Raw genomic sequence first — 17707 nt, forward strand, 5'->3', positions numbered from 1 at the left:
CACGTTCGTACGACAGTTATCCTGAACCGGTCCTGTGTCCTGCCGAGTGCCGGGGAGTCCGTGTCGTGCGCATCGATCTGCACACCCACTCCACGGCGTCCGACGGTACGGACACCCCCGCCGAGCTGGTCCGCAACGCGGCCGCCGCGGGCCTGGACGTCGTCGCGCTGACCGACCACGACGGGGTCGGCGGCCACGCCGAGGCCATCGCGGCCCTCCCCGCCGGGCTGACCCTGGTCACCGGCGCCGAGCTCTCCTGCTGGCTGAACGGCGTTCCGCTGCACATGCTGGCCTACCTCTTCGACGCCGCCGAGCCGGAGTTCGCCCGCGCCCGGGACTTCGTCCGCGACGACCGCGAGCCGCGCGCCCGCGAGATGGTGGCCAAGCTCAACGCGCTCGGCGTGCCCGTCGCCTGGGAGCGCGTCGCCGCGATCGCCGCCGGGGGCGCTGTCGGCCGGCCGCACGTGGCCGCCGCCATGGTCGAGCTCGGGGTCGTCGGGACCGTCTCCGACGCCTTCACCCCCGAGTGGCTCGCCAACGACGGCCGCGCGTACGCCGAGAAGCACGAGCTCGACCCCTTCGAGGCGATCCGCCTGGTCAAGGCCGCGGGCGGGGTCACCGTCCTCGCGCACCCGCTGGCCCTCAAGCGCGGCCAGTGCGTCTCCGAGAGCGCGATAGCCGAGCTGGCCTCGGCCGGGCTCGACGGCGTCGAGGTCGACCACATGGACCACGACGCCCCCACCCGCGCCCGGCTGCGCGGCCTCGCCGCCGAGCTCGGCCTGCTGCCGACCGGCTCCAGCGACTACCACGGCAGCCGCAAGACCTGCAGCCTCGGCGAGTTCACGACCGACCCGGAGATCTACGGGGAGATCACGCGCCGCGCGACGGGCGCGTTCCCCGTACCGGGCGCCGGCGGCCGCTGACGGGCGCTCGCGCGCTCGTACGGACCCGGCGACCGCATCGCCGGCGTCCGTGCACCCACCCGTGCCCGCCGTGCACGGCACGTCTTCCTCCCCCTCCTTCCCCTCGCTCTCCCCTCCCAAGGCCTCACTGTGTTCGACTTCGCTGTCTTCGGCTCCCTGTTCCTCACCCTGTTCGTGATCATGGACCCGCCCGGCATCACGCCGATCTTCCTCGCCCTCACCGCGGGCCGCCCCGCCAAGGTCCAGCGCCGCATGGCCTGGCAGGCCGCATCGGTCGCCTTCGGCGTGATCACCATCTTCGGGATCTGCGGCAAGCAGATCCTCGACTACCTGCACATCACCACGCCCGCCCTGATGATCGCGGGCGGTCTGCTCCTGCTGCTCGTCGCACTGGACCTGCTGACGGGCAAGTCGGAGGAGCCGAAGCAGACGAAGGACGTCAACGTCGCGCTCGTCCCGCTGGGCATGCCGCTGCTCGCCGGGCCCGGTGCGATCGTCTCGGTGATCCTCGCCGTGCAGCGGGTGGACTCGCTCGCGGGACAGGTCTCGGTGTGGTGCGCGATCGCCGCGATCCACGTGGTGCTGTGGCTGGTGATGCGGAACTCGCTGCACATCATCCGGGTCATCAAGGACGGCGGTGTGGTGCTGGTCACCCGGCTCGCGGGCATGATGCTCTCCGCGCTGGCCGTGCAGCAGATCATCAACGGCATCACCCAGGTGATCGCCGGACACCACTGACGGTGGTCCGGACAGCGGAAAGCCCCGCACGGCCGTTGCCGTGCGGGGCTTTCCGCGTGCGGGAGTTGCTCGTGCGCGTTACCGGGCCGTGGAGTCGGCCGGGCGGATGTAGATGCGCTGGCCCGTCGAAGCGGCCTGCTGCACGATCCGCTTGACGGAGGCGGCGTCCACGACGGTGCTGTCCACGGCGGTGCCGTCGACGTCGTCCAGTCGCATGATTTCGAAGCGCATGGCTTCTCCCTTCGTTTGATCCTCCAGTGGAGAAACTGATGTCCGTGGCACGCGCCGCGACAGTGGGGCGCGTGCTCTCGAAGGGTCCAACGTGCAGGGAACCTCAAACATTCCCTACGCTAAGGAAATTTTTACCGTAAGTAATTACTGATGAAAGTCCAGAGCGTGCCGGAATGCGCAGGCCGGGGGCGAGTGGAACCCTGGAGGTCCCGACCCCGGACTGAATCGAGGCGATCGGCCATGTCGGCTTCCGACCGCGCGGGGCCCGGGATGCCCTGCTGGGTGAGCCTGCTGACCGGTGACCTCGCCGCGGCCCAGCGGTTCTACACCGCCGTGCTCGGCTGGACCTTCCGGCTCGGCTCGCTCGGCGAGGACTTCTGCATCGCGCTCGCCGACGGGAAGCCGGTCGCCGGGTTCGGCGAGGTCGCCCGCCGCATGGGGGTCGCCGTCTCCTGGACCTGCTACTTCGCCGTCGACGACGCCGACCTCGTGTCCGCGCGGGTGCGCGAGCGCGGCGGCACCGTGGCCGTCGGGCCGCTGGCCGTCGGCAAGGGCCGCGCCGTGCTCGCCGCGGACCCGGCCGGGGCCGTCTTCGGCTTCTGGGAGGGCAAGGTCCTGCGCGGCTGGAACATCGGCAGCGGAGTGGCGCCCGCCTGGCTCGAACTGCGCACCCGGGACGCCTTCGCCTCCGCCGTCTTCTACGCCGAGATCTTCGACTGGGACAACCGGCCGGACCTCTGCGAGGTCCGCTACGAGGACGAGGCCGTCATGGTGCGGGCCGCCGGCCACACCGTCGCCTGCCTGCGCGGCGGCGCCATCGAGGCGGCGCCCGACCCGCGCGTCAGGCCGCGCTGGCACGTCTACTTCCGCGTCGACGACGTCGAGAAGGCCGTCGAGGCGGCCCTCGGGGCCGGCGGCTCCGTCGCCTCGGAACCCGGGTCCGGGTCCGGGCGCATCGGGCGCGAGGCGACGCTGTGCGACCCCGAGGGCGGGATGTTCACGGTGACCGAGAACGGCAACTGCTGACAGAACGTCAGTCGAGCGACTCCCAGAAGCGCACCAGCGCCTCCGCCGTGGCCGCCGGGCGCTCGGCGTTGGGGGAGTGGCCCGCCCCCTGGACGACGGTGCGCACCGCCGACAGTTCCTTCGCCATCGCGTCCATCACCGGCACCGGCCAGGCGTAGTCCACCGACCCGGAGATGACGTGCTTGGGCAGCGGCACCCGGGCCAGCTCCGCCGTACGGTCCGGCTCGCCGGTCAACTGGCGGCCGGTGGCCATGAGTTGCTCGGGAACGGTGCGCATCCAGCGCCGGTGCAGGAACCCGGCCAGCTCGGCCGGTGCCTCCTCGTCCGGCACGTTGTCCGACTCCGCGTCCTGGCGCTGCATCTCCTGCCAGACGCTCTCCATGTCCATGGCCGCGAGTGCCTGGACGAGCAGGCGCGTACGGGCCTGCTGCGACTCGGAGATCGCGGCCGGGCCGCTGCTCATGACGGTCAGCGACCGGAAGGCGGCCGGCTCCGCCAGGACCGCTGCGCGGGCGACGAGCCCGCCGAGCGAGTGCCCGAGCAGGTGCACCGTCCCGGTCCCGCCGCCGAGCGCGGCGGCCTGCGCCAGCACGTCACGGGCCAACTCGCCCTGGGCGTAGGCACTTTCGTCGCGGGGGCCGGCGGTCTCGTGCTGGCCGCGTCCGTCGACGGCGACGGCGCGGTAACCGGCGGCGGCCAGCGGTTCGAGGAGCGCGATGAAGTCCTCCTTGCTGCCCGTGAACCCGGGAAGGAGGAGGACGATGCCGCGGGGCTCCGCCGTGGCCCGGGGCCGCGCGTCGTGGACGGCGAACTCCCCACGGGAGGTGGTGAGCTGGTACGCGCGGGCGCACGGGGGGAGGGTGAGGAAGGGGGGCCGGCTCATGGGGGTGAGGTTAGCGCGCGCCTGGCCGGCTGTTCGGGTGCGGGTTCCCCGCGCCCCTTCGGGGCGGGGATACGCCACGGCCCCCGTCGGTGACGGGGGCCGTGGCGGCTGTCAGGCGTCGGCCTTCTTGGCCGCCGCGCGGGTGCGCCGCGGCTTCGGCACGGTGGCCTCGGGCTCGGCCTCGGCGGCCTTCTTGGCGCGGGTGCGCCGCACCGGCTTGGCCTCGGCCTCGGCTTCGGCGGCGACCGGCTCGGCCGCGGCCTTCTTGGCCGTGGCACGGGTCCGCTTCGGCTTCGCCTCGGCGGCTTCGGTCACCTCGGCCTCGACGGCCTTCTTGGCACGCGTGCGCTTCGGCTTCGCCTCGGCCGTCTCGGCGGCGTCGACCGCCGTTTCGGCCTTCTTGGCGGTTGCGCGGGTGCGCTTGGGCTTGACCTCGGCGGCTTCGGTCACCTCGGCCTCGACGGCCTTCTTGGCCGCTGCGCGGGTGCGCTTCGGCTTGGCCTCGGCGGTTTCCGCGGTCTCGACCGCGGCCTCCGCCTTCTTCGCGGCAGCGCGCGTGCGCTTGGGCGCAGCGGCCTCGATCGCCTCGGGCTCGGCCTCGACGGCCTTCTTGGCCGCCGCGCGGGTGCGCTTCGGCTTGGCCTCGGCCGTCTCGACGACAGCCTCGGCCTTCTTCGCGACAGTGCGCGTGCGCTTCGGCTTCGCCTCCTCGGCGACCTCCGCGGTCTCGACCGCGGGGGCCTCCGCCTTCTTGGCAGCAGCCCGCATGCGCTTCGCCGCGACCTCGACCGTCTCGAAGGTGACGGTCTCGGCCTCGACGGCCTTCTTCACCGCTGCGCGGACCCGCTTCGGCTTCGCCTCGGTCCCGGCGACGGCCGGTGCGGCCTCGACGGCCTTCCGGGCGCGCGTGCGCCGGACCGGCTCGGCCTCGACGGCGGCCTCGGGCGTGGCGGTGACCGCCGTCGCCTCGGCCTCGGCGGCGCCCCGCGTGCGGCGGCGGCGCGGCTGCGCCGGGGCCTCGGGCTCCGTCACCACGGCCGGGGCCGCGGTTGTGACGTCCTCGGCGACCGGAGTCGCGGTGACCGCCGCCTCCGCGACCGCAGCGCCCGCGGAACCCCGCGTGCGGCGCCGGCGGCGCGGCCGGGCCGGGGTCTCCGGGGCGGAGGACCCGGCTGCGTCCACGGTCTCCGGCGTGGCCACGGCGGCCTCCGCCGTCGCGGCGACCGGCGCACCGTTGCGCGTACGGCGGCGGCTCCGCGGCGTGCGGGTGCGCTCGGCGGGGCGCTCCTCCGTGCGGCGCGGCCCGCGGTCCCGGTCCCGGCCGCGACCGCGGCCCACGGGCTCTCCGAGGTCCTCGAGCTCCTCCGCGTCGAGCCCGGCGCGGGTGCGCTCCGAGCGCGGCAGGATGCCCTTGGTGCCGGCGGGGATCTTCAGCTGCTCGTACAGGTGCGCGGAGGAGGAGTACGTCTCCTCCGGCTCGTCGAACGGCAGCTCCAGCGCCTTGTTGATCAGCTTCCAGCGCGGGATGTCGTCCCAGTCGACCAGGGTGATGGCCGTACCCGCCTTGCCCGCGCGGCCGGTGCGGCCGACGCGGTGCAGGTAGGTCTTCTCGTCCTCGGGGGACTGGTAGTTGACGACGTGCGTGACGTTGTCGACGTCGATGCCGCGGGCGGCGACGTCGGTGCAGACGAGCACGTCGACCTTGCCGTTGCGGAAGGCGCGCAGCGCCTGCTCGCGGGCACCCTGGCCGAGGTCGCCGTGGACGGCGCCGGCGGCGAAGCCGCGGCGGGTGAGCTGCTCGGCGATGTCCGCCGCCGTCCGCTTGGTGCGGCAGAAGATCATCGCGAGGGCGCGGCCCTCCGCCTGCAGGATGCGGGCGACCATCTCCGGCTTGTCCATGGAGTGGGCGCGGAAGACGTGCTGGGAGATGTGGGCGTGGGTCTGGCCCTGGTCGTCCGGCTCGGCGGCGCGGATGTGCGTCGGCTGCGACATGTAGCGGCGCGCCAGCGAGATGACGGCGCCCGGCATGGTCGCCGAGAAGAGCATGGTCTGGCGCTTCGCCGGGAGCATCGTGATGATGCGCTCGACGTCCGGCAGGAAGCCCAGGTCGAGCATCTCGTCGGCCTCGTCGAGGACGAGCGCCTTGACGTGCGCGAGGCTGAGCTTCTTCTGGCCGGCGAGGTCGAGCAGTCGGCCGGGGGTGCCGACGACGACGTCGACGCCCTTCTTGAGCGCCTCGACCTGCGGCTCGTAGGCCCGGCCGCCGTAGATCGCCTGGACCCGGACGTTACGGACCTTGCCCGCGGTGAGCAGGTCGTTGGTGACCTGCTGGCACAGCTCGCGGGTGGGGACGACGATCAGCGCCTGCGGCGCGTCGGAGAGCTGGTCGGGCGTGGCCCGGCCCGCCTCGACGTCGGCCGGGACGATGACGCGCTCCAGCAGGGGCAGGCCGAAGCCCAGCGTCTTGCCGGTGCCGGTCTTGGCCTGGCCGATGACGTCGGAGCCGGCGAGGGCTACGGGGAGCGTCATCTCCTGGATGGGGAACGGGTTGACGATGCCGACGGCTTCCAGGGCCTCGGCGGTCTCGGGCAGAATCCCGAGGTCTCGGAAAGTGGGCTGAGAATTCAGCGGTTCGCCTCTTCTGTGAGACGCGGCGCGGGGCGGCGAAGGGGGTCGTACGTGGGGTCGTACGTACCGCGCCGGGGTACCGATCCCGGCCGGGGGCCGGGTGGCGCGGGACCACTGCCTTCACTCGTGCACACGTGCCGCGAGCGGATCCCTCCAGGTGTGCGCACGTCTCGTGCGTACCGCGGGGAGGGCGGTCGGTTTTGTGGAAGCCGATCGGGCCACCGACCGGGCATCCGCTGGAGCTCAGGGGACCTGTTCCCGAGAGACACAGCTTGGGTGCGGCCTGCCGAAGAGTCGGCTGGCCTCCTAGCACTGTACCCCGGAAAGCCGCATGTGTGTCCGGACAATCCTCAGGACGGTTCCGGACGAACCGGCTGACCAGGGCCTTCCCCCTGTTGCGGGGCGGGCTATCGTTCGGTCCATGGAGACGCACGGGACGCCCGAGAACGCCGCAGAGCACACCGGAATCGCCGCCCAGAACTGGGACACTGCCTCCGCCGACCCGCAGTATCGGGCCGCGGTCGTGGACCTGCTCGGCGCGCTCGCCTACGGCGAGCTGGCCGCCTTCGAGCGGCTGGCCGAGGACGCCAAGCTGGCGCCCTCGCTGGACGACAAGGCCGAGCTGGCCAAGATGGCCTCCGCCGAGTTCCAGCACTTCCAGCGGCTGCGCGACCGCCTGGCGGCGATCGAGACGGACCCCACCGCCGCCATGGAGCCGTTCGCCACGGCGCTGGACGAGTTCCACCGCCAGACCGCGCCCTCGGACTGGCTGGAGGGCCTGGTGAAGGCGTATGTGGGCGACTCGATCGCGAGCGACTTCTACCGCGAGGTCGCGGTGCGGCTGGACTCCGACACCCGGGCGCTGGTGCTCGCGGTGCTCGACGACACCGGCCACGCCACCTTCGCGGTCGAGAAGGTCCGGGCGGCGATCGAGGCCGAGCCCCGGGTCGGCGGGCGGCTCGCGCTGTGGGCGCGCCGGCTGATGGGCGAGGCGCTCTCGCAGGCGCAGCGGGTGGTCGCCGACCGTGACGCCCTCTCCACCATGCTGGTGGGCGGGGTGGCCGACGGCTTCGACCTCGCGGAGGTCGGCAAGATGTTCTCCCGGATCACCGAGGCGCACACCAAGCGGATGGCCGCGCTGGGTCTGGCGGCGTAACCGCCGGAGTGAGCGGAACACCCTGCACGCCCCCCCGATTCCGGCGCCGGCCGGCTCAGACCGTGGCCGACCGGCGGGGTCGGGGGGACGGCCGGAGCAGCAGGGACAGCAGCGCGACGGCCACGCCCAGCGATACCCCGAGGGTGGCGAGCAGATGCCCCGGGCCGAGCACCGAGTGGGCCAGCAGGGCGCCGAAGAGCGCGGCGCCCGGCCCCGTGGCCAGTGTCAGAGTGCGGGATCCGAAGCGGCCGAACCGCGCGGGCAGCCAGCGCAGGGCTCCGTAGGAGACGGCGAGGCCGATGAGGACCGAGCCGAGCGCTTCCCAGAGGAGCATGTGCACACCCTCCTGTGCGATGACCGAGGAGCGGGGCGCAAATCGGTCGTAGCGGTGTTACCCCGGGGAAGTGCCGGGCAACCCTCGTCCCGTTCTCCCCTCACCTCTTACGACACGGCGAAGGCCCCGGTGCATTCCGCACCGGGGCCTTCCGTTCGTGCTCGGGTGTCACATCGCGCCGAAGCCGACCTTGCGCACGGTGGGCTCGCCGATCTCCACGTACGCCAGGCGGTCGGCCGGGACCAGGACCTTGCGTCCGCGGTCGTCCGCCAGCGACAGCAGCTGCGCCTTGCCGGCGAGTGCCTCGGTGACCTGGCGCTCGACTTCCTCGGCAGTCTGCCCGCTCTCCAGCACGATCTCGCGGGGCGAGTGCTGCACGCCGATCTTGACCTCCACGGCCTGTCCCTCCGAAGGTGTGCGGTCCCCCTGGCTGGGCCCGGGGGAGGGGTGCGCGGCCAGCCGCGCCGGTACGTTCCACACATTAGCCCGGCACGGGGGCGGGTCAGGGCCGGTCCCCGCACGCTCGCAGCGAACACGCACCGGCCGCCGGTGTCAGAGAGTGTCGGACGCGGCCTTCTCGGGCCCGACCTTGGGGAAGCCCGCGATGCCGCGCCAGGCCAGCGAGGTCAGCAGCTGGACGGCCGTCTCGCGCGGGACCGTGCTCTCGCTGGAGAGCCAGTAGCGGGCGACCACCTGGGAGACGCCGCCCAGGCCGACGGCCAGCAGCATGGCCTCGTCCCGGGACAGGCCGGTGTCCTCGGCGACGACCTCGCTGATCGCCTCCGCGCACTCCAGCGACACCCGCTCGACGCGCTCGCGCACGGCGGGCTCGTTGGTCAGGTCGGACTCGAAGACGAGCCGGAAGGCGCCGCCCTCGTCCTCGACGTAGGCGAAGTAGGCGTCCATGGTGGCCGCCACGCGGAGCTTGTTCTCCGTGGTGGAGGCCAGGGCCGTGCGGACCGCCTGCAGCAGGTTCTCGCAGTGCTGGTCCAGCAGGGCCAGGTAGAGGTCGAGCTTGCCCGGGAAGTGCTGGTAGAGCACCGGCTTGCTGACCCCGGCCCGCTCGGCGATGTCGTCCATCGCCGCCGCGTGGTAGCCCTGGGCCACGAAGACCTCCTGGGCGGCGCCCAGGAGCTGATTGCGTCGGGCTCGGCGCGGCAGGCGCGTGCCTCGCGGGCGCGCCTCGGTCTGCTCGATGGCTGTCACGCCGCCTCCCATGATTGTTCTGTGCACGGCCCACGCCGCGCCCGCCATCGTACTTTTGGGTAACCGGGCCGTGCGTGGTCGGAGCGGAGAATTTCGCCTCCCGGACGCTGTGGGAAGCCAACAAAGTCCCGAAAAATCACACTCCGCGCCGCCCGTGACGGCTGCGGGTCAGCGGTAGTCGTCCTCGTCGAGTTCCACCACCCGGGCCTGTTCGGCGAGGTCTGCCTCGTTCGCCGTGTCCGGATCGATGTGCTCCAGCGGTTCGTCCCGCTGCGGGGCGACGTCCGCGTGCTGCTCGGCGGCGTCCGCCTCGGGGGCCTCCACGTCGAACTCCGCCGCGGTGGTGTCCTCGTCCTCGAAGGTGTCGGGATCGGTCGGGTCCACGGGCATGCGGAACCTCTTTCCGGCATCCAGGATGTGCGCCCTCGTACTCCTTGGTACGAGCCTAGGAGACCCGGCCCCGTACCGCCAGGCGATCTGTGACCCCCGCCACAGAGGCCCCGGCGTGATCGTCTCGTAACATTGCCCGCATGTCATCGACCGAGTCGTCGCACGCCCGTGCCGTCCCCGTCGTGCCGCCCTCGCGGCCGTCGTGGATCGCCGACGGCGAGCAGCTGCGCACGGTGACCCTGCCCGGCGTCACGCTGACCGTCCGCTCCCGGCCGCCCGTGCGTACGGGGCTGCCGCCCGCCCTCTACGTGCACGGGCTCGGCGGATCCTCGCAGAACTGGTCCGCGCTCATGGAGGCGCTCGGCGACACGGTCGACGGCGAGGCGCTCGACCTGCCGGGCTTCGGCGACGCACCGCCGCCGCAGGACGGCGACTACTCGATCACCGGGTACGCGCGCGTGGCCATCCGGTACCTCGACGCCTCGGGCCGCGGGCCCGTGCACCTGGTCGGCAACTCCATGGGCGGCGCCATCGCCACGCGCGTGGCGGCCGTCCGGCCGGACCTCGTCCGCACGCTCACCCTGGTCTCGCCCGCCCTGCCGGAACTGCGTCCGCAGCGCACGGCCCTGCCGACCGGGCTGCTCGCCGTGCCGGGCGTCGTCTCCCTCTTCGCCAAGGCCACCCGGGACTGGAGCCCGGAGCAGCGCACGCGTGAACTGCTCGCGCTCACCTACGGCGACCCCGCACGGGTGACGCCGGAGGCGTTCGCACTGGCGGTCGAGGAGTATGAGCGGCGGCTGGAACTCCCCTATTTCTGGGACGTGATGACGCGTTCGGCGCGCGGCATCGTGGACGCGTACACCCTGGGCGGGCAGCATTCGCTGTGGCGCCAGGCGGAACGGGTTCTTGCCCCTACTCTGCTCGTGTACGGGATGCGCGATCAGCTCGTCTCGTACCGTATGGCCCGGCGGGCGAGCGCGGCATTCCGCGACTCGCGCCTGCTGACACTGCTGGAGTCGGGACATATCGCCATGATGGAGGACCCCGGCGCGGTGGCACGCGCCTTCCGCGAGCTCCTCGCGGACACCGCCACGACGACTGGACGGAGCGCCCCGCCCCGTGGGTAAACACAGCGCACGAGCGGACCGGCCCGCCGACGGGCCGGCTGCCGCCGCCCCCGGCACGGGCCGCCGACACGTCCCGGACGGCCGCGGCACGGACCCCCTGCCCGGTCCGGGCATGCCCGCCGGAGGGCCCGCCGGAGCCTCGCGCGACCCCGTCCTGGGCTGGGGCGTCATCGGATCGCAGCGCGCGCAGGGGACCGGCGGCTCCGGCGGTTCCGGCCGCGGGCCGACCGGATACGTCAAGGGCGAGGCCTCCTTCACCCCCGCCGGGAGCGGGCGGGTCGCGGTGCCCGAGCCGCGCCGCGAGGCCCCCGCGTCGTCGGGCGGCGCCCACCGGGCCGGCAGCAGCGGCGTGGTGCGGACCGTGACCGGGGTGGCCGCCGCCGTGGTGACCGCGGTGCTGGCCGTCGTCGTCGCCGGGCAGGTCGAGGACGGCCAGGAGAGCAAGGCCCAGGCGCGCGCCGCGGACACCGACGGCCGGCAGGGCGCCGGCGCCGCCTCGCGCTCCGACAGCCGGCCGACCCCCAACGGCGGCGCCGAGCTCCCGGCCACGTACGAGCAGCAGATGTCCCGCAAGTACCCGCTGGATCCGGCCGCCAAGGGGACGGGCGAGTTCGCCACCATGGGCGGCCACGACAGCGCCCCCGGCAAGGGGCAGGTCCTGCGCTACCGCGTCGACGTGGAGAGAGGGCTGCCGCTCGACGGCACGCTCTTCGCCACGGCCGTGCACCGCACCCTCAACGACGACCGCAGCTGGGGGCACGGCGGCACCCGCACCTTCGAACGCATCTCGTCCGGCACGCCCGACTTCGTCATCACCCTGGCCGGCCCGCAGACGACCGCGACCTGGTGCGCGAAGTCCGGCCTGGACACCACCGAGGACAACGTCTCCTGCGACTCCGCCGCGACCGACCGCGTCATGATCAACGCCTATCGCTGGGCGCAGGGTTCGCAGACCTACGGCGACCAGATGCACGCGTACCGGCAGATGCTGATCAACCACGAGGTGGGGCACCGGCTGGGGCACGACCACGAGACCTGCGAGAAGCAGGGGGCGCTGGCGCCGGTGATGATGCAGCAGACGAAATTCTTGACAACGGACGGGCGGACTTGTCGGGCCAATCCTTGGCCGTTCCCGGGCAACTAGGCGGGCTTGGCGAAGCGCGGTACGTGATCGCGCCCCAAAGGGGCGCGGGGAACTGCGCGATCGGCCACGACGAGCCCGCAGCCGACACGCTGCACTTCCCGCGGAGCGCTCAGACGTTTCGCCGGACCTGCGGGCCGACTGTGGCTGGTCGCGCAGTTCCCCGTGCCCCTTCGGGGCGCGGGTTTCGTTGATTGAGACCGTTTGTCTCGCAAACTGATACGGCTTTGCAGGTCGGCCGGATTTCAACCAATCTTCTTCCCATGCCGCACCACCACGCCTCCGAGAACGCCAGCATCGAGCTGGCTCTGCTCGGCGTGGCCGCGCACGCAGTCGCCGACATCCTCTGTCGCTGAGACCGCTTTCCCCCTTCCCCCGGGGGCGGTCCGTGCGCTCCCGTGCGCCTCTTCTTCCCAACCGCCTTCCGTGGGTGTTCCCTGCATTCGCCCTTCCTCGCCCACCCGCGAAAGGCTTCCTCCGTCATGCCTCATATATCCGTCATATCCCGCCGCGTGGCCGCGGCCGCCGTCAGCGTGGTCCTGGTCGGAGGCGCGGCGGCCTGCGGCCCCAAGGGCGGCGGCGGTGCACAGAACGGGGCCGGTGCGGCCCCGGAGAAGGGCGGCACCCTCACCGTCCTCAACAGACAGCCGCAGAACAAGTTCGACCCCGCCCGCCTCTACACCTCCGGCGGCGGCAACATCCCCTCCCTCGTCTTCCGCACCCTCACCACCCGGCACCGTGCCGACGGCGCCGAGGGCACCAAGGTCGTCCCCGACCTCGCCACCGGCACCGGCACACCGAGCGACGACGCCAAGGTCTGGACGTACAAGCTCAAGGACGGGCTCACCTACGAGGACGGCACCCCGATCACCAGCGCCGACATCAAGTACGGCGTCGAGCGCTCCTTTGCCCCCGAACTCTCCGGCGGCGCCCCCTACTTGCGCGACTGGCTGGTCGGCGGCGAGGACTACCAGGGCCCCTACAAGGAGAAGAAGGGCCTGGACTCCATCGAGACGCCGGACGCGAAGACCATCGTCTTCCACCTGCGCAAGTCCGAGGGCGACTTCCCCTACTTCGCCACCTCCACCCAGTTCGCGCCCGTCCCCAAGGACAAGGACACCGGCGCCAGGTACGCCGAACACCCCGTCTCCTCGGGCCCGTACAAGGTCGTCAAGAACACCAACGACGGCGAGCAGCTGGAGCTGGAGCGCAACACCCACTGGTCGGAGGACACCGACAAGGAGCGCCACGCCTACCCCGACCGGATCGAGGTGAAGTCCGGCCTCTCCTCCGCCGTCATCAACCAGCGGCTGTCGACCGGCGCGGGCCCCGACGCCGCCGCCGTGACCACCGACACCAACCTCGGCCCCGCCGAACTCGCCCAGGTCGGCAACGACAAGAAGCTCGCGGACCGGGTCGGCACCGGCCACTTCGGCTACACGAACTATCTGGCCTTCAACCCCGAAGTGAAGCCCTTCGACAACCCGAAGGTGCGCCAGGCCGTCGCCTACGCCGTCAACCGCACCAGTGTCGTCAACGCCGCCGGCGGCTCCGCGCTCGCCGAGCCCGCGACCACCTTCCTGCCGAATCGGAAGTCCTTCGGCCACACGCCCTACGACCACTTCCCGGCGGGCGACAAGGGCAACGCGGCCAAGGCCAAGGAGCTGCTGAAGGAGGCCGGTCACGACAACGGCCTGGAGATCACGCTCACCCATTCCACCGCCCAGGACTTCGAGACCAGCCCCGAGATCGCCACGGCCCTGCAGGCCGCGCTCAAGGAGGCGGGCATCACCCTCAAGCTGGAGGGCCTGGAGGCCAACGACTACGACGAGAAGGTCCACAGCTTCAAGGACCAGCCCGGCCTCTTCCTCGCCCACTGGGGCGCCGACTGGCCGTCCGGCGGACCGTTCCTCGCGCCCGTCTTCGACGGGCGGCAGATCGTGAAGGACGGCGCCAACTTCAACACCGCGCGCCTGGACGACCCCAAGGTCAACGACGAGATCGACGCGATCAACAAGATCACCGACCACGACGCCGCCGCGCAGCGCTGGGGCGCCCTCGACCGCACCGTCGGCGAACAGGCCCTGACCGTCCCGCTGTTCCACCCCGTCTACAAGCGGCTGTACGGCAAGGACGTCAAGAACGTCGTCATCAGCGACTGGACCGGTGTCCTCGACGTCTCGCAGGTCGCGGTCAAGTGACGGACGCCCTCGCCACCCCGCAGCCGGAGGCGGCCCCCGCCTCCGGCGCCCGGCAGGTGTGGCGGCGGCTGCGCGCGCGCAAGAGCGCGCTCGTGGCCGCCGCCGTGCTGGGCCTGCTCGTCCTCCTCGCCCTCGGCGCGCCCCTGCTGGCCGCGCTGGAGGGCCAGGACCCCGTCACCTACCACGACACCCTCGTCGACTCCGCCCGTGGCGGCGTGCCGCTCGGATCCTTCGGCGGCGCCGGTGCCGAGCACTGGCTGGGCGTCGAACCGGGCACCGGACGCGACCTGTTCGCGCGGCTCCTCTACGGCGCCCGCATCTCGCTGTTCGTCGCCCTCGGCGCCACCGTCGTCCAGGTGCTGATCGGCGTCGCCGTCGGCCTGGCCGCAGCACTCGGCAACCGGCTGCTCGACAGCGTGCTCAGCCACCTCACCGACGTGATGGTCGCCATGCCCTCACTGGTGTTCACCATCGCCCTGTTCGCCGTCGTGCCCTCGGACTTCCCGCGCCCGGTCCTGCTGATCGTCGTCATCGGACTGCTCAACTGGGGCTCCACCGCACGGCTGGTGCGCGCCCAGACGCTCGGACTGAAAAAACTTGACTACGTCACCGCAGCGCGGCTGACCGGCGGTTCGCCCTGGCGCGTCGCCCGGCGCGAACTGCTGCCCGCGCTCGCCGCGCCCGTCATCACCTACGCGGCCATCCTGCTGCCGACCAACGTGGTCATCGAGGCGGGCCTGTCCTTCCTGGGCGTCGGCATCAAGCCCCCCACGCCCTCCTGGGGACAGATGCTGTCCAGCGCCACCATGTGGTTCCGCGCCGACCCGACGTACGTCCTGATGCCCTCGCTGCTGCTGTTCGTCACCGTGCTCGCCTTCACGGTGCTCGGCGACGGCGTACGGGCCGCGCTGGACCCGCGCGAGGCCTCGCGGCTGGGCGTCGGCAGGAGCCGTCGCAAGGCGGCCAAGTCCCTTGAAGGAGGCGCCGCGTGAACGGCCTCGCCGGATACTTCCTGCGCCGCGCGCTCGGCGCGCTCGCCGTCGTCCTCGTGCTCTCCCTCGTCGTCTACGCGACGTTCTACATCGCCCCCGGCGACCCCGCACGCCTCGCCTGCGGTCCACGCTGCAACCCCGAGCAGCTCCGCCAGGTCCGCGAGCAGCTGAGCCTCGACGACCCCTTCTACCTCCAGTACTGGCACTTCCTGCAGGGCCTCGTCGCCGGTCACGACTACTCCACCGGCACCGGCGTGCTGCACTGCACCGCGCCCTGCTTCGGGCAGTCGTACCAGAGCAACCAGCTGGTGACCGACCTGCTCGCCGAACGGCTGCCCGTCACCACCTCCCTCGCCCTCGGCGCGATGGTGCTGTGGCTGCTGCTCGGCATCGGCACCGGCCTGCTCTCCGCGCTGCGCCGCGGCGGGGCGACCGAACGGGTGCTGACCTGGCTGACGCTCGCCGGCACGGCGACACCCGTGTTCATCACGGGACTCGGGCTGCTGATGCTGTTCTGCGTCTACCTGGAGTGGCTGCCGTTCCCCACCTACGTCCCGCTCGGCGACGACCCGGAGCAGTGGGCCTGGAACCTGGCGCTGCCCTGGGCCGCGCTCGCCCTGTTGGAATCGGCCAAGTACGCCCGGCTCACGCGCAGTTCGATGCTGGAGACCCTCGCCGAGGACCACATCCGCACCTTCCGCGCGTACGGCCTGACCGAGCGGGCGGTCGTCGGACGGCACGCCCTGCGCGGCGCCCTGCCGCCCGTCATCGCGCTGACCGCCGTCGACCTCGGCTCGATGTTCGGCAACGCGGTGCTCACCGAGACGCTCTTCGGCCTCCCCGGGCTCGGACAGCTCCTCGTCCACGCCACGCAGACCATCGACATCCCCGTCGTCGTCGCCGTGGTGATGGTCACCGGCACCGCCGTGGTGCTCGCCAACATCGTGGCCGACGTGCTGTACGCCGTCGCCGACCGAAGGGTGGCCCTGCGATGACGCCGCTGGTCTCCGTGACGGACCTCTCCGTCGCGTTCCCCGCCGGGGACGGGGCCTCCCGGGCCGTGGACGGGCTCTCCTTCACGCTCGCGCCCGGCGGCGCGCTCGGCATCGTCGGCGAGTCCGGCTCCGGCAAGAGCACCGCCGCCTACGCCCTGCTGGGCCTGCACCGGGGCACCGGGGCGCAGGTCGGCGGGTCCGTGCAGGTCGCGGGCCACGACGTGCAGGCCGCGGACGAGGCCGGGCTGCGCCGCATCCGCGGCGGCGTCGCGGCCATGGTCTTCCAGGACCCGCTGTCCTCGCTCGACCCCTACCAGGCCGTCGGCGACCAGATCGCCGAGGTGTACCGGGTCCACCGGCCCGGCGCCTCGCGGCGCGCCGCCCGCGAGCGTGCAGCCGAGGTGCTCGACCGGGTCGGCATCCCGGACGCGGCCCGCCGCGCCCGCTCCCGCCCGCACGAGTTCAGCGGCGGCATGCGCCAGCGCGCCCTCATCGCCATGGCCCTCGCCTGCGAGCCCCGGCTGCTCGTCGCCGACGAGCCCACCACCGCCCTGGACGTCACCGTCCAGGCCCAGATCCTGGGCCTGCTGGGCGAGTTGCGGGCCGAGACCGGCATGGGCCTGATCCTGGTCACCCACGACCTGGGCGTGGCCGCCGGCAGCGTCGACGACCTGCTCGTGATGAAGGACGGGCGGGCCGTCGAGCACGGGCCGGTGCGCGACGTGCTGGAGGCACCGCGCGAGCCTTATACGCGCGCCCTGTTGGCGGCCGTCCCGCGGGTGAACGTGCGCCGATCGGCGAAACCGGTTCCGGCCACCGACGACTCCGTCCTCCTCGAAGCCACCGGCCTGCGGCGGGAGTTCGGGCGCGGCAGGCACGCCGTGACCGCCGTCGACGACGTCACGCTGACCGTGCGGGCCGGCGAGACGGTCGGCGTCGTCGGCGAGTCCGGCAGCGGCAAGACCACGCTCGGGCGGATGCTGGTGCGCCTGCTGGACCCCACCGGGGGCGAACTGCGCTACCGGGGCCGCTCCGTCGGCGGCCTCAAGGAGCGCGAACTGCGCCCCTTCCGCAGCGAGCTGCAGATGGTCTTCCAGGACCCCGTCTCCTCGCTCAACCCCCGCCGCAGCATCGGCGAGTCCATCGCCGACCCGCTGCGCGCCGCCGGGAAGCTGGACGACGCGGCGATCGTGGCGCGCGTCCGCGAACTCCTGGAGCGCGTCGGGCTCGACCCGGACGCCTACCACCGCTACCCGCACGAGTTCAGCGGCGGACAGCGGCAGCGCGTGGGCATCGCCCGCGCCCTGGCCCCCGAGCCGAAGCTCATCGTCTGCGACGAGCCGGTCTCCGCGCTCGACGTGACGACACAGGCTCAGGTCGTGCGCCTGCTGGGCGAGTTGCAGCGCGACCTCGGACTGACGCTGGTCTTCATCGCGCACGACCTCGCCGTCGTCCGTCAGGTGAGCGACCGGCTGGTCGTGATGCAGGGCGGCCGGATCGTCGAGGAGGGCCCGGCCGACGCCGTCTACGAGCACCCCCGGCACGCCTACACGCGGGGCCTGCTGGCCGCCGTGCCCCGCCTCGGCACCGAGGACGGCACCGCCCTGCAGGGCGCATCCGCATAGCGCGCCGCAACGTCCCGTCTGCCCGAAAGTCACTCCCGTTCACCCCTTCCGGTGGCGCGACGGACAACCGTCCATCGCGCCACCGTGCAGCCCGCATAGCGTGCTCCCGCT

Annotated in this window: 18 protein-coding genes; 11 read left to right on the forward strand and 7 right to left on the reverse strand. The window is 72.6% G+C overall.

Features of this window, described 5'->3' with window-relative positions; genetic code table 11:
- Positions 1–65: 65 nt before the first annotated feature.
- Together ACLHRZ_RS12125 and ACLHRZ_RS12130 are read left to right on the forward strand one after the other, a co-directional pair.
- Complete coding sequence (locus ACLHRZ_RS12125; protein WP_490418365.1) at positions 66–923, forward strand: PHP domain-containing protein; 858 nt, start codon at positions 66–68, stop codon at positions 921–923.
- 129 nt (positions 924–1052) lie between these two features.
- Positions 1053–1661 carry a MarC family protein gene (locus ACLHRZ_RS12130; protein ID WP_490418366.1) on the forward strand — a complete coding sequence of 203 codons (609 nt, stop codon included), beginning with the start codon at positions 1053–1055 and terminating at the stop codon, positions 1659–1661.
- A 78-nt stretch (positions 1662–1739) separates the two neighbouring features.
- Here the strand turns inward: ACLHRZ_RS12130 and ACLHRZ_RS12135 are convergent, their stop codons facing one another.
- The gene (locus ACLHRZ_RS12135; protein ID WP_171087432.1) at positions 1740–1892 is read right to left on the reverse strand and encodes a DUF8834 family protein; all 153 of its coding nucleotides are present in this window, start codon (positions 1890–1892) and stop codon (positions 1740–1742) included.
- A 240-nt stretch (positions 1893–2132) separates the two neighbouring features.
- Between ACLHRZ_RS12135 and ACLHRZ_RS12140 the strand changes: the two genes are divergently transcribed.
- Positions 2133–2918 carry a VOC family protein gene (locus ACLHRZ_RS12140; RefSeq protein ID WP_490418367.1) on the forward strand — a complete coding sequence of 262 codons (786 nt, stop codon included), beginning with the start codon at positions 2133–2135 and terminating at the stop codon, positions 2916–2918.
- 7 nt (positions 2919–2925) lie between these two features.
- Here the strand turns inward: ACLHRZ_RS12140 and ACLHRZ_RS12145 are convergent, their stop codons facing one another.
- Both ACLHRZ_RS12145 and ACLHRZ_RS12150 read right to left on the reverse strand, forming a co-directional pair.
- Positions 2926–3801, reverse strand: coding sequence for an alpha/beta fold hydrolase (locus ACLHRZ_RS12145; RefSeq protein WP_490418368.1), 876 nt, complete (start codon positions 3799–3801; stop codon positions 2926–2928).
- A gap of 111 nt (positions 3802–3912) precedes the next feature.
- A complete protein-coding gene (locus ACLHRZ_RS12150) occupies positions 3913–6330 on the reverse strand; it encodes a DEAD/DEAH box helicase (RefSeq protein WP_490418369.1) in 2418 nt (805 codons plus the stop codon).
- 520 nt (positions 6331–6850) lie between these two features.
- Here ACLHRZ_RS12150 and ACLHRZ_RS12155 point away from each other — a divergent pair.
- Positions 6851–7585 (forward strand): ferritin-like fold-containing protein, encoded by a 735-nt coding sequence (locus tag ACLHRZ_RS12155; RefSeq protein WP_490418370.1) that lies wholly within the window; start codon positions 6851–6853, stop codon positions 7583–7585.
- Positions 7586–7640: 55 nt separating this feature from the next.
- Here ACLHRZ_RS12155 and ACLHRZ_RS12160 read toward each other — a convergent pair whose 3' ends face one another.
- From ACLHRZ_RS12160 to ACLHRZ_RS12175, 4 genes are all read right to left on the reverse strand, one after another.
- Positions 7641–7919 carry a hypothetical protein gene (locus ACLHRZ_RS12160; protein WP_490418371.1) on the reverse strand — a complete coding sequence of 93 codons (279 nt, stop codon included), beginning with the start codon at positions 7917–7919 and terminating at the stop codon, positions 7641–7643.
- 168 nt (positions 7920–8087) lie between these two features.
- Positions 8088–8315: a DUF3107 domain-containing protein gene (locus ACLHRZ_RS12165; RefSeq protein WP_490418372.1), complete on the reverse strand. Its 228-nt coding sequence runs from the start codon at positions 8313–8315 to the stop codon at positions 8088–8090.
- Positions 8316–8471: 156 nt separating this feature from the next.
- The gene (locus tag ACLHRZ_RS12170; RefSeq protein WP_490418373.1) at positions 8472–9125 is read right to left on the reverse strand and encodes a TetR/AcrR family transcriptional regulator; all 654 of its coding nucleotides are present in this window, start codon (positions 9123–9125) and stop codon (positions 8472–8474) included.
- A gap of 168 nt (positions 9126–9293) precedes the next feature.
- Entirely contained in the window at positions 9294–9515 is a 222-nt protein-coding gene (locus ACLHRZ_RS12175) for an Rv3202a family protein (RefSeq protein ID WP_490418374.1), read from the reverse strand.
- Positions 9516–9655: 140 nt separating this feature from the next.
- Here ACLHRZ_RS12175 and ACLHRZ_RS12180 point away from each other — a divergent pair, with 140 nt between their 5' ends.
- From ACLHRZ_RS12180 to ACLHRZ_RS12210, 7 genes are all read left to right on the forward strand, one after another.
- Complete coding sequence (locus tag ACLHRZ_RS12180; RefSeq protein ID WP_490418375.1) at positions 9656–10642, forward strand: alpha/beta fold hydrolase; 987 nt, start codon at positions 9656–9658, stop codon at positions 10640–10642.
- Positions 10635–11786 (forward strand): DUF3152 domain-containing protein, encoded by a 1152-nt coding sequence (locus ACLHRZ_RS12185; RefSeq protein WP_490418376.1) that lies wholly within the window; start codon positions 10635–10637, stop codon positions 11784–11786. The genes ACLHRZ_RS12180 and ACLHRZ_RS12185 overlap by 8 nt, the downstream gene beginning before the upstream one ends.
- A gap of 260 nt (positions 11787–12046) precedes the next feature.
- On the forward strand, positions 12047–12139 hold the full coding sequence (locus ACLHRZ_RS12190; RefSeq protein WP_390776393.1) for an Ms4533A family Cys-rich leader peptide: 93 nt from the start codon (positions 12047–12049) through the stop codon (positions 12137–12139).
- A gap of 126 nt (positions 12140–12265) precedes the next feature.
- Positions 12266–13984, forward strand: a complete 1719-nt coding sequence (locus ACLHRZ_RS12195) for an ABC transporter substrate-binding protein (protein ID WP_490418377.1) — start codon at positions 12266–12268, stop codon at positions 13982–13984.
- Positions 13981–14976 carry an ABC transporter permease gene (locus ACLHRZ_RS12200; RefSeq protein WP_490418378.1) on the forward strand — a complete coding sequence of 332 codons (996 nt, stop codon included), beginning with the start codon at positions 13981–13983 and terminating at the stop codon, positions 14974–14976. The genes ACLHRZ_RS12195 and ACLHRZ_RS12200 overlap by 4 nt, the downstream gene beginning before the upstream one ends.
- Positions 14973–15971, forward strand: coding sequence for an ABC transporter permease (locus tag ACLHRZ_RS12205; protein WP_490418379.1), 999 nt, complete (start codon positions 14973–14975; stop codon positions 15969–15971). The genes ACLHRZ_RS12200 and ACLHRZ_RS12205 overlap by 4 nt, the downstream gene beginning before the upstream one ends.
- Positions 15968–17596, forward strand: coding sequence for an ABC transporter ATP-binding protein (locus ACLHRZ_RS12210; protein ID WP_490418380.1), 1629 nt, complete (start codon positions 15968–15970; stop codon positions 17594–17596). The genes ACLHRZ_RS12205 and ACLHRZ_RS12210 overlap by 4 nt, the downstream gene beginning before the upstream one ends.
- Positions 17597–17707: the final 111 nt, after the last annotated feature.

It is taken from the genome of Streptomyces sp. AM25 (assembly GCF_058146165.1).